This is a genomic window from Arthrobacter sp. CAL618, from assembly GCF_000468215.1.
GTDB lineage: Bacteria > Actinomycetota > Actinomycetes > Actinomycetales > Micrococcaceae > Arthrobacter_D.
Window position 1 is genome coordinate 1 of record NZ_ASZW01000220.1, and the last position, 12,035, is coordinate 12,035.

At 63.6% G+C, this 12,035-nt stretch carries 7 protein-coding genes, 1 tRNA gene and 1 pseudogene; 3 read left to right on the top strand and 6 right to left on the bottom strand.

All coding sequences use genetic code 11. The annotated features are described in order from the left end of the window. The first annotated feature begins 104 nt into the window (after positions 1-104). Complete coding sequence (locus tag K728_RS0113185; RefSeq protein ID WP_024475749.1) at positions 105-884, top strand: PspA/IM30 family protein; 780 nt, start codon at positions 105-107, stop codon at positions 882-884. Between the two features lie 108 nt (positions 885-992). Next, positions 993-2,393 carry a cryptochrome/photolyase family protein gene (locus K728_RS0113190; protein WP_019481688.1) on the top strand — a complete coding sequence of 467 codons (1,401 nt, stop codon included), beginning with the start codon at positions 993-995 and terminating at the stop codon, positions 2,391-2,393. A gap of 119 nt (positions 2,394-2,512) precedes the next feature. Here the strand turns inward: K728_RS0113190 and K728_RS0113195 are convergent. The 3 genes from K728_RS0113195 to K728_RS0113205 all read right to left on the bottom strand — a co-directional run bounded on the left by K728_RS0113195 (position 2,513) and on the right by K728_RS0113205 (position 6,998). Continuing rightward, positions 2,513-2,586 (bottom strand) — tRNA-Met (locus tag K728_RS0113195). A gap of 71 nt (positions 2,587-2,657) precedes the next feature. Further along, positions 2,658-5,681: a UPF0182 family protein gene (locus K728_RS0113200; protein ID WP_026040929.1), complete on the bottom strand. Its 3,024-nt coding sequence runs from the start codon at positions 5,679-5,681 to the stop codon at positions 2,658-2,660. A 216-nt stretch (positions 5,682-5,897) separates the two neighbouring features. Then, positions 5,898-6,998, bottom strand: coding sequence for a YlbL family protein (locus K728_RS0113205; RefSeq protein ID WP_019481686.1), 1,101 nt, complete (start codon positions 6,996-6,998; stop codon positions 5,898-5,900). Positions 6,999-7,301: 303 nt separating this feature from the next. Here K728_RS0113205 and K728_RS19420 point away from each other — a divergent pair. Continuing rightward, positions 7,302-8,740: pseudogene (locus K728_RS19420) on the top strand (zinc-dependent metalloprotease). Positions 8,741-8,998: 258 nt separating this feature from the next. Here K728_RS19420 and K728_RS0113215 read toward each other — a convergent pair. The 3 genes from K728_RS0113215 to K728_RS22720 form a co-directional block, all read right to left on the bottom strand. Beyond that, the gene (locus K728_RS0113215; RefSeq protein WP_019481684.1) at positions 8,999-9,547 is read right to left on the bottom strand and encodes a M48 family metallopeptidase; all 549 of its coding nucleotides are present in this window, start codon (positions 9,545-9,547) and stop codon (positions 8,999-9,001) included. Positions 9,548-9,556: 9 nt separating this feature from the next. Further along, positions 9,557-11,662 (bottom strand): ATP-dependent DNA helicase UvrD2, encoded by a 2,106-nt coding sequence (locus K728_RS0113220; RefSeq protein ID WP_024475747.1) that lies wholly within the window; start codon positions 11,660-11,662, stop codon positions 9,557-9,559. A 2-nt stretch (positions 11,663-11,664) separates the two neighbouring features. Next, the coding region (locus K728_RS22720; RefSeq protein ID WP_337587484.1) for an NAD(+) diphosphatase at positions 11,665-12,035 on the bottom strand (371 nt) is incomplete at its 5' end.

A 12,035-nucleotide genomic window follows, 5' to 3' on the forward strand; every position in this document is an offset into this window, starting at 1 on the left:
GCTTCGGCGGTGGCGGCGGCGACTTCTAGCCCGCAAAACTCATAATCCTCACCCCGTAGGGGTGAATATTTACCCAGAACAGACGCTAAGCGAAAGGCAACCCCATGGTAAAACAGTCAATTTTCGGACGTATTGCCCAGCTGGCCAAGGCGAACATCAACTCTCTCCTCGACCAGGCCGAAGATCCCCAGAAGATGCTGGACCAGATGGTCCGCGACTACACCAACAGCATCGCCGAAGCGGAAAGCGCCGTGGCTCAGACCATCGGCAATCTGCGGATGTTGCAGGAAGATTATAAAGAAGATCTTGATAACGCCCGTAATTGGGGCAACAAGGCCCTCGCCGCGTCGAAGAAGGCCGACGAATACCGCAACGCCGGTGACACTGTCGATGCCGAGAAGTTCGACAATCTTGCGAAGGTCGCAATCCAGCGTCAGATGACCGCCGAGAATGAAGCCCGTGGCGCCGAGCCCACCATCGGCTCGCAGGAAGAGATTGTTGAGAAGCTGAAGACCGGCCTCAACCAGATGAAGGGCAAGCTCAACGAACTGACCAGCAAGCGGGACGAGCTGATTGCCCGGTCCCGGACTGCTCAAGCCCAGCAGCAGGTTCACGACGCGGTCAAGAGCATCGACTTCATGGATCCCACCAGCGAAGTCGGCCGCTTCGAAGAGAAGATCCGGCGCGAAGAGGCGAGGGTTCTTGGCCAGGCCGAACTGGCGAACTCAAGCCTGGACTCCCAGTTCGAAAGCCTCGAAGACCTCGGCGAGCAGACCGAGGTCGAAGCCCGGCTGGCTGCCCTCAAATCCGGCGGTTCCTCCGGGCGGACTCCGTCCGCCATCGGCCAGGGTAGCGACACGGACGAGTACCAGCCTGGCCAGTAACACCCAGTAGTGCATCCGGCCGGCGTCACCCACCCAGGGGGCGCCGGCCTTCTGCTGCCCGGGCAGACAAGCTCAGCAAAGCGGGGCGCTGCAGGTAGATTAGCGTGCATGGCACCAACTATCGTATGGCTCCGCGACGACCTCCGGCTTGGCGACAATCCAGCCCTCTCTGCAGCGCTCGACATCGACGCAGACGACCTCATTATTTGCTATGTGCTTGATGAGGAAAGCCCAGGAATTCGACCCCTGGGCGGGGCGACCCGGTGGTGGCTGCACCATTCCCTGACCAACCTGTCCCATGCCGTTGAGGATCTCGGCGGCCAACTGGTCCTGCGGTCGGGCCCGGCCGGAGCAGTGATCCGCGGGCTGGTCGCTGAATCCGGAGCGGAACGCGTGCTGTGGAACCGGCGCTACGCCCAACCCGAGCGGACGATCGATGCCGACCTGAAATCATGGTGCGGGGACACCGGAATCGAAGCAGCCAGCTACCAGGCGAATCTGCTCTACGAGCCATGGCAGGTCACGACGGGCGCTGGCGGCCCCTATAAGGTGTTCACGCCGTTCTGGCGGGCCTGCAAGAACCAACCGGAGCCCCGGGCACCCCTGGCGCCACCCAAACGGCTGGCGGGGCCAACGCTGGCGTCGGAGGAGCTCGTCTCCTGGCAGCTGCTGCCGACCACGCCCGATTGGTCGGGGGGCCTGCAGCAGCAGTGGCACCCCGGGGAAGCAGGTGCCTGGGAACGGCTGGACGATTTCCTTGATGGCCCAGTCGAGGGTTACGCGGTGAACCGTGACCTTCCGGCGGTGGAAGGCACCAGCGGAATCTCACCGCACCTCAGATTCGGCGAGCTCAGCCCCTTCCAGGTTTGGCATGCGGCCAAGGCATCGACCAACTCATCGGCTGCCCGGGACATCCAGGTTTTCGGCTCCGAAGTCGGCTGGCGGGAATTCTGCTGGCAGCTGCTCTTCCACAACCCCGATCTGGCCACCCAGAACTACCGACGGGACTTCGACGGTTTTGCCTGGCAGACGCCTACCCAGAGCGAACTCGGAGCCTGGCAGCAAGGCCGCACCGGTTATCCAATGATCGACGCCGGGATGCGGCAGCTTTGGGACACCGGGTGGATGCACAACCGGGTACGGATGGCTACCGCCTCCTTCCTCATCAAGAACCTCATGGTGGACTGGCGGGTTGGAGAACAATGGTTTTGGGACACGCTGGTCGACGCTGACTCCGCGAGCAACCCCGCCAACTGGCAGTGGGTCGCTGGATCCGGAGCTGACGCCTCGCCCTATTTCCGAATTTTCAACCCGGTGACGCAAAGCAAGAAGTTCGACAAAGAGGGGATCTACCTCAAACGCTTTGTCCCGGAACTCAGGGACGCCGGCAACATTCACGAACCGTGGAAGGACGCTAACGCCCCAGCGGGGTACCCCTCCCCCGTGGTGGACCTGGCAGAAACCCGCGAACGGGCACTGTCCGCCTATCAGGACCTGCGCGGCACCTAGGAACCCCGCAGCGGGCAGGGATGGCGTTCGAACCGCGACCCTACCCGCTGCTTTCCGGCCTTGAGCACAAAAAAAGATCCCGGTCAGTGTGTCTAACATTGACCGGGATCTTTCTCTTGTTGCGGGGACAGGATTTGAACCTGTGACCTCTGGGTTATGAGCCCAGCGAGCTACCGAACTGCTCCACCCCGCGGCGTAGACTCAACGTTACGGCCCCGGGGTGGATAGTGCAAATCGGCGGGATTTGGGAGGCTACTTGCCGCCCTATTCCCCTGCTGGTGCGGTCCCTGACTGACGTTCCTCGGCGTCAAGCGCCCGGGCCAGAGCGTCGCTCAGTCGATCCTGAGCTTCGCCATAGGCTGCAAAGTCGCCGTCAGCGAGGGCGTCCTGGCCGTCCTGGATGGCCGTGTTGGCATCCTCCAGGGCCGCCCGAAGATCGGCTGACGGGTCGTCGGTGCCCCCAGCGACAGGCTCAGTCGGCTCGGGGGCGGGCTCGCCGTCGGCGGGATCACCTTCTGCAGGAGGCGCAGCAGGGTCTGCCGGGGTCTCACCCACGTTCTCGGTATCACCTGTCACGGCTCCCGAGTCACCACCGAACACCTGATCGAGCGCCTCGTCCAGGGTTGGCGCGAAGCCAACCTCCTCACCGAAGCTCACCAGAACGCGCCGGAGAACCGGGAAGGATGAATCACCCGAGGACTGGACATACACCGGCTGGACGTACGCGACGCCGCCACCGATTGGCAGCGTCAGCAGGTTCCCGCTGATCACCTCAGAGGCACCCTGTCGCAGCAGGTTGAGCTCCTGCGACACTGTGGTGTCCGAGTTGAACAGGTTGGCTGCCTGACCTGGTCCGACGGCTGAGTCACGGCCGGAAGAGTCAAGCAGTCTCAGGGTGCCATAGGTATCGGATTTCACGCCGTCCTCGCCGGTGCCGGCGTCGCCATCTGCAGCGAGGAAGCCGTACAGCACATTTCGTGCTTCCTGGCCCGCCGGGACGAAGGGGATGAATGGAGTGGTCAGCGAGAAGCTGGCCCCCTCCTGTTCCGGCATCTGCAGCGTTAGGTAGTAGGGCGGCTGTGGAACGCTGATGTCGTCGCCCTCGAGGGTGGGATCGTTCGGGACGCTCCAGGCCTCGTTGTTGCTGTAGAACGGCTCGGTCTCGGTCACGTGGTACCGGGCGAGCAATTCGCGCTGCACCTTGAACAGATCCTCCGGGTAGCGGACGTGGGACATCAAATCAGCTGACATCTCGCTATAGGGCTGCAGCGAGGAGGGGTAGATGTTCTGCCACGCCTTGAGAATGGGGTCTTCCTCGTCCCAGGCGTACAGGTCCACCGATCCGTCGTAGGCGTCAACCGTCGCCTTGACGGCGTTCCTGATGTAGTTGACCCGCTCCGGTGGGAGCGCCGTGGCAAGACCCTCGGCGGTCAGCGAGTCCTGGGTCGCCGACTGGAGTTCCTGCTGCGTCGAGTAGGGGTAATCCGAGGTCGTCGTGTACCCGTCGATGATCCACTTGACCCGACCGTCGACGATCGCTGGATAACTGTTGCCATCGAGCGTCAGGTACGGGGCGACCTTCTCGACCCGTTCGACCGGGTCCCGGTCGTAGAAGATCTGGGATTCGCTGTTGACCTGATCCGAGAGCAAAAGATCAGTCGACTGGAACTTCAGCGCGTAGACCAATCGATTGAAGATGTTTCCCACGTTGGGTCCGCCGCTGCCCTGGAAGGTACTGCGAGACTGCTGATCGGATTCTTCGCTCTGGGGACGGTCGATCTCAATCGGGTTCGCGCCTTCAGGAGCTCCAACCACCGAGTACAGCGGTGACTCCTCGCCGAAGTAGATCCGCGGCTCGTAGGTGGACTCGTCCCCGAGCGCACCGGTTGAGGGGATGCCAGACTGGATGAACGTGGGGCGGCCATCCGGTTCGGTGGTCGAACCGGCCGCGGCGACAATGCCGTAACCGTGGGTATAGAGCACATGCTCGTTGATCCAGCCGTCCGGCACACCGGCGGTGTTCAGCTCACGGACAGCGATCACCGTGTCCTCAATCTCACCGTCGATCTCGTACCGGTCTACGTTGAGCGTCTGGGGGAACTGGTAGTACTGACGGAACTGCTGCAGCTGGCTGAACGCGTCGCTGACCAGGTTCGGGTCAAGCAACCGGATGTTTGCGGTGGTTTCGCCGTCCGCGTTGAGAGCGCCCGCTTCCGGTGTCTCTACCGGGTTGTAGTCGGTGGTCTCCACCTCGTCGAGACCGTAGGCGGCGCGGGTCAGATCGATGTTTCGTTCAATGAACGGTTCCTCGCGGCTGAACTCGGACGGCACCACCTGGAAACGCTGAATGACCCACGGGTACACTCCACCAGCAAGAATCGCCACGATGACGAGCATTGCGGTACCGATGATCGGCAACCGCCACCGTCCGATGACTGCTGACACGATGAACAGAACAGCGACAATAATGGCCGCCGCGGCAAGGATCGCCTTGGTGGGGATTACCGCGTTGACGTCCGTGTACAGGGCCCCATCCCAGTTCCCTCCGGTGCCGGTCAGGGTGGCATACCGGTCCAGCCAGTAGTTCACGCCCTGAAGGAGCAGGAACAGGGCAGCCAGCACAGCGACGTGAATCCTGGCGGCCTTGGAAGTGAAGAGTCCCTTTTCCTCAAGGCGGATTCCGCCGTACAGGTAATGGGTGAGGACACCCGCGATGGCGCTGATGATGACCACGCTGATCAGGAAGCCGACCACGAAGGTCAGGAACGGCAAAGTGAAGACGTAGAAGGCAATATCCAGACCGAACTGCGGGTCCTGCTCACCAAACGGTTCCTGGTTGAAGAACAGCAGGACTGGCTGCCACTGGGAGGCGGCCGCCGTTCCGGCGAATGCGGCCAGCACCACGGGGATGCCGAGCATCAGAAGGCGACGGATCGGTTCAAGTTGCGCCTGATACCGGTTCAGGTTGTCCTGGACAGCACTGTCGGGCGCGTAAATTGGGCGGGACCGGTAGGCCACCCGAAGGCTGAAGTACACGCTGGCGCCCATAATCAGGAAGGCAGCCGCGAACAGTCCGATCCGTGAAAGGTTTTCGGTGACGAAGACCTCCACAAAGCCGAGCTGGTTGTACCACAGGACGTCAGCGTAGACCTGTGAGACGTATACGAAGGCGATGACCAGAACGGCCAGCACCACCAACGTCGGGATCAGCGGGCTGCGTCTTTTCGCGCTACTGGAATTGGTTTGGCTCGGCCTGCTGCCGAACGGCCGGTCTGGTCCGGAAGTCACATTTACCTCATCGTTGGATCCGTTGGATCACGGAAACCGCTCTCGAACCGCCAAAATCAGCGGCACGACGGACTGGTTCCATGAATCTCCATTCTGCCTTGAACACGTCCGGGCCACCCAATTTCGTTCCGATCCGGGCGGCCTGACACCAGATCGAAATGAAACCGTGTCCAAATCACCACCCACCACTGCCGGGAAGCCGGTCGACTGGCCGACCTACCCGGCTTCGCAGGTGGGGAGGGCCGAACCGTCCTCGCCCGCTCCCAGCGTGCGGACAGCTTCCGCCGCGTCGTCGAGTGTCTCCACCCGCACCACCTGCAAGCCGTCCGGTACATAGCCCACCACTTCATTGCAGTTCGCGGCTGGGGCCAGGAACACTTCAGCTCCAGCTTGCCGTGCACCGGCTAGTTTCTGGCGAATTCCTCCGATCGGCCCCACCTGACCCGCAGAGTCGATGGTGCCCGTCCCCGCGAAGTGTTTACCGCCGGTGAGTTCGCCCTCGGTGAGCAGGTCAACAATGCCCAGGGCAAACATCGATCCCGCCGAGGGGCCGCCGACGTTGTCGAGCGCAATAGTGATATCAAAAGGGAAGGTGAAGTTGGCGACCAGACCCACGCCGAGCTGGAAATCGCCCCCCTCGGATTCCTTGGGGGTCACCGCCTCGGTGACCTCCCCGCCGTCGCGCAGTAGCCCAAGGTCGACTGAGTCGCCGTTCGCGGCGTTCAGGGACTCCCGGAGGACCCCGATGTTCGTGATGTCAGTGCCGTCCACCGAGGTGATGACGTCGCCCTCTTCCAGAATGCCGGTAGCTGCCGCATCCTCGATCAGGCCCGCAACCGAGAGTTCCTCGTCGAAGTCGATATCGAGGTGCCCGAGCGCAGCAGCGATAGCCGATTCCTGCGATGAGGTCATGGCGACGGCGTTCTGCTCCTGGATGTCTTCCTGGGTGGCGTCCGGCGGATACCGGAGTTCGCGTGGCACCACAGATTCGGTGGGATTCAGCCAGGCTCTGAACACTTCGAAGATGCCAAGCTGGGTCCCCGGCCCACCCGTCACATACACGGTGGTGAGGTCGAGGTCGCCGGAGGTGGGGTAGGTCTGGCGGCCCTCTACTTCGATCAGCGGCTGGGAGTCGATTTCCCCGATCGTGTTGAACGTTGGCCCAGGCGATTCGACCACATAGGGCGCCGGCAGCAGGACGGCGGCGCCGCCCAGGAGCAGCGCGAGGAACCCGGACACTGCCATCACAGTGAACCGGGGATCCCGTTTGGCCCTGGTGGGCGGCACTGGCGGGTCGTTGTAGGTGGGCTGGGTCAACAGGAAACCTTCTCTTCGTCAGACACTGCGCATGCCCTGGTGGTCCTTCATGCTGCTCTGCCGCGGCCGAACCGCGCATCATCGAGCTTCTTTAGCGTACTTCCTGGGCGCGAGTCCAGCACCCATCGACCGGCCGCCGCCGCTTTGCCCTCAGCGAACGGTTCAGCGCGTTCGGGACAACCCCGCGACACGGCGGGTAACGTGGAAGAACCGACACGATGTTCGACGACTGTGGCTAGAGCCCACAACCAGCAGTAGACGAGCAGCCCATCCCAGCAGCCAATTCCAGGACCGGTGGTAGCAGTGACCTCCAACCCGTCAGATCCGTCCAACGACGACGGCGACACCCCCAAGGATCCCCTCTCCGAGATGCTGGCCCGTCTGATGGGCGGCAATGCGCAGGGCATGGATCCGCAGGAGCTCGCCAAAGCCGCTGGTCTGCCGTCCGATCCGCAGGCCATGGCGATGATGATGCAGCAGGTTCAGGCAATGTTCGCGGCACAAAGCGATGGGCCGGTGAATTGGCAGCTCGCCCACGACCACGCGCGCCGCGTCGCGGCAGCCGATGGGGACCCCTCGGTCACCCCTCAGCAGCGCCGCGACGTCGATGAGGCGCTGAGGCTTGCGGAGATGTGGCTCGACCCTGTCACCGATTTCCCCTCCACCAACACCCTTGGCCGCGCGTGGTCCCACGCGGAATGGGTCGAGGCCACCATGGACACCTGGAAGCGCCTCACGGAACCGGTGGCGGTGAGCATCGCCAAGGCACTGTCCGACGCCATTTCCGGGCAACTGCCGGAGGAGATGAAGACCATGATGGGCGGCGCCTCCTCGATGCTGCAGAATCTTGGTGGGGCGATGTTCGGGATGCAACTCGGCCAGGCCGTGGGTGCCCTGTCCAAGGATGTTGTAAGTTCCACCGACATTGGGGTCCCCCTGGCAGAGGGCCAGATGGCCCTGTTGCCAGTGAATGTCGCGGCCTTCGGCGAGGGTCTGGATATTCCCGAGCAGGAAGTCAGGCTGTTCCTCGCCGTCCGTGAAGCCGCCCATACCCGGTTGTTTACCCAGGTCCCCTGGCTTTCAGGGCACCTTCTCGGTGCAGTTGAGAGCTATGCCCGGGGCATTCACATCGACATGTCAAAGATCGAGGAAGTGGCACGGGACATCGACCCGTCCAATCCCGAGTCCATGCAGGCTGCCCTTTCCGAGGGTGTCTTCATGCCGGAACGTACCCCGCAGCAGGACGCTGCGCTGGTGCGGCTCGAGACTGCCCTGGCCCTGGTGGAGGGGTGGGTCGATGAACTGACCGCCGCTGCCACCGCGAATCTGCCGTCGTCTGCGGCGCTGCGGGAAATGGTCCGCCGCCGGCGCGCCACCGGCGGGNCGGGCCGGCCGAACATGCGTTCGCTTCCCTGGTGGGCCTTGAATTGCGTCCACGACGGCTACGCGACGCTGCCACGCTCTGGGCCCATCTCACCGCCGAACGGGGCATCGAAGGCCGCGATGCGGTGTGGGAACACCCCGATCTGCTACCGACCGCCGAGGATCTCGACGACCCTCAGGGGTTCAGCCAGCGTCGACAGCTCGCCGAGTCGTCGGATTCCGAGGTGGACGCTGCCCTGCAGCGGCTACTGGACGGCGGCTTCGACGAAACTGAGGAGACCCCGTCACCAGACGAGTCGCCCGAGTCCGGGGATCAGCCAACCAACGGCGAAGGTTCCCCGGAGGGCGGCAAGCCCTAGTACCTGAGCAGGGCACAGCTCAGCTGGCCACCCAGTTCGGCCGGACCGGCGTCGGGGTCAGCCGTCCTGCTTCGGCCCCAGGATGTTCGGCGACTGGGGCGACAAGGCGACGGGGGTTCGATCGGGGTCTTCCGTCGTGCCATCGACGCAGGAATCAACCTCATCGACACCGCCAGCATTTACGCCTCCGGGGGTCACCAGTGGGATGATTGGCCCGCACGATGACCCAGCTCGAATCGTTGCTCGGTGCCGCAGCCGCTAGTGGCTTGCCATTCCGTGGTTGGAAGCGAAGGACACACCTTCAAGGAACGCTTTAGCTGCTTCCGTTCGGGGATACGCCTCTAGTAGCCGCCAGAACATGCGGTTGTGGGAGGGCTCAATGAGGTGGGCCATCTCGTGCAGGATGACGTAGTCAACCACCCAGGTGGGCATTCCCTGCAGCTTGTGGGAGAGGCGGATGGTCTTGCGGGCCGGTGTGGCCGATGCCCACCGGGAATTCTGGTTCGTCACCCATCCGATGCTCACCGGTTGGCCGCGCCCGGCCAGATAGGCTTCCGACAGTGCCCCGGCGCGCTGCAGGAGCTCTTCCCCCGGGTTGGTCTGGTCCGCGCCGTCCAGCGCCGGGGTCAGCGACTGCTGTTTGGACAGGAGTTTGGTGACCATGCGGTGCACCCAGTCTTTTTCCTGGGCCGCGGTGAAGTGGGCTGGGATGGAAACGATCACGACGCCGTCGCGCAGGTCAGCGCTGACGGTCCGCCTGCGCTTCGCGGACCGTCTGACTTCGACGGGCGGATCCTTGACAGTCATGGGTTGCTCTCACTCACTTTCCGCGATGATCAACAGCACCGATTCCCCGTACTTCTCGAGTTTGGCCGGACCAATCCCGGCCAGCGCCCCCAGTTGCTCGATCGTTGTTGGCCGTGCCTCGGCAATAGCGACCAGGGTGGCGTCGGTGAACACAACGAACGCGGGCACGTCATTTTCGCGAGCCTGGTCCAACCGCCAGGCCCGCAACGCCTCAAAGGTGGCTTCCTGGTACGTCGCCGGGCAGTCACCACATCGTCCGATCTTTCGTTCGGAGCCGGACCCAAGCACCTTCCCACACACCCTGCAGGTCGACGGAGCCGACACCTTGCGGCTTTGCTTGACCTTGGGCGTCCGGAAGGCCCGATCACCGGAAACGCCTGGGCGAAGCCCGTCGAGGAACCGGGTCGGTTTCCGGCTGGCCCGCCCTCCCGGGGTGCGAGCGGTGGACCAGGAGAGCGCCAGGTGTTCCCTCGCCCGGGTGATGCCCACGTAGAGGAGTCTGCGCTCCTCGTCGACAGCCTCCGGCGTGTCAGCGAAGGAGATCGGCATCAGACCCTCGCTGAGGCCGACCAGGAACACGGCATCCCATTCCAGGCCCTTCGCCGCGTGGAGCGACGCGAGGGTGACGCCCTGTACCGTCGGTGCGTGCTGGGCGGCGGCCCGTTCCTCGAGCTCTGCCACGAAATCCTGAAGGGTGAATCCGTCAGCAGCCCGGGCCGCGCTGAGTTCGTCAGCCAAGGCGACCAGCGCGGCGAGTGACTCCCACTTCTCCCGGACCGCTCCCGAGCTCGCCGGCGCCACCGAGGTGTACCCCAGGCTCGCGAGGATGTCCCGCACCAGTTGCGGGACATCGTCTGTTCCTGCGGTTCTGGCGCCGGCACGCAACTGCAGCAGCGAATCTCTGACTTCCCGGCGCGCGAAAAAACGCTCACCGCCGCGAAGCTGATAGCCAATACCGGCGCTGGCGAGCGCCTGTTCATAGGCCGCTGACTGGCCGTTCGTGCGGTAGAGGATCGCGATCTCACTCGCCAGCACCCCACCATCCATGAGCGCCTTGATCCGTCTGGCCGCTTCGGCGGCTTCCGCTTCATCGTCGCTGCACTCGGTAAACGAGGGTTCCGGACCGGCGTCGCGCTGGGCAATAAGCTCCAGCGGGGTAGACCAACTCGAGGAGCCTGCCTGACGGCCGGTTTCTGCGGTTCGCGCGGCCAACAGGTTGTTGGCTAGTTTGACCACCTGCGGCGTCGACCGGTAGTCGCGAACCAACCGCACCACCTGTGCACCCTCATACCGACCGGTGAAATCAAGCAAATGCCGCGAGGTTGCCCCGGTGAATGAGTAAATGGTCTGACTGGCATCACCCACCACGCATAATTCGCGGCGGTCACCGAGCCACAAATCCAGCAACCGCTGCTGCAGCGGGGAAACGTCCTGGTACTCGTCCACCACGAAATGCCGGTACTGGGCGCGCACGGTGGCCGCCACCTTCTCATCCTCCTGCAGGATCCCCACAGTAATCAGCAGCACATCCTCGAAGTCAATGACGTTGCGGTCGAGCTTCAGGTCCTCGTAGCCAGCAAAGATACGGGCGACTGTTGTGTGGTCCATGCCTGCGGGCTCGACCCGACCAACCGCCGCGGCTGTATACCGCTCGGGGGTAAGCATGGACACCTTGGCCCATTCGATCTCCGCAGCAACATCCCTGATCGCGGCCCGGTCCGTCGATAACCGGAGCCGCCTCGACGCTTCTGCGATGAGCTGCGCTTTGTGGTCCACCAGAGCAGGCAGGGGGCCACCCACTGCCTGTGGCCAGAAGTATTGCAGCTGCCGCAGGGCGGCGGCGTGGAACGTCCGCGCCTGCACTCCCGAGGCGGACAGGTCGCGGAGCCTGGTCCGCATCTCCGCGGCGGCCCGCGCCGTAAAGGTCACCGCCAGCACCTGTTGTGGTTTGTAGACACCGGTGTGGACACCATAGGCAATCCGGTGGGTGATGGCCCTGGTTTTACCCGTTCCCGCGCCGGCGAGAACGCAGAGCGGCCCGGTCAGCGTGGAGGCGACTGTCCGCTGTTCATCATCGAGGCCGGCGAGGATCCTCTCTTCGAGAGTTGTCTCCATACCTAGAGCCGGACCCCCTCGACTGCCAGGTCCAGCGAGCCGCCGTACCAGTGTTCAATCAGCGCCCGTGAGACTGAAGCTCCAGTGGGGATAGTGATCTCGCCGCTTCGAACTGCCTCAAGCAGCTCCGTCCGCGTGAACCATCGGAGGTCCACGATCTCCGCACCATCCGGCACCTGGTTGGTGTTCACGGCAGTGGCGATAAACCCCACCATCAAGGAGGCGGGGAAGGGCCACGGCTGCGAGCCCAGGTACAGGGGTGAGTGGACCTCGATACCTGATTCTTCCGCCACCTCGCGGATAACAGCGGCTTCCAGCGACTCTCCCGGTTCGACGAAACCCGCCAGGGTGGAAAACCGTCCCTCGGGCCAGG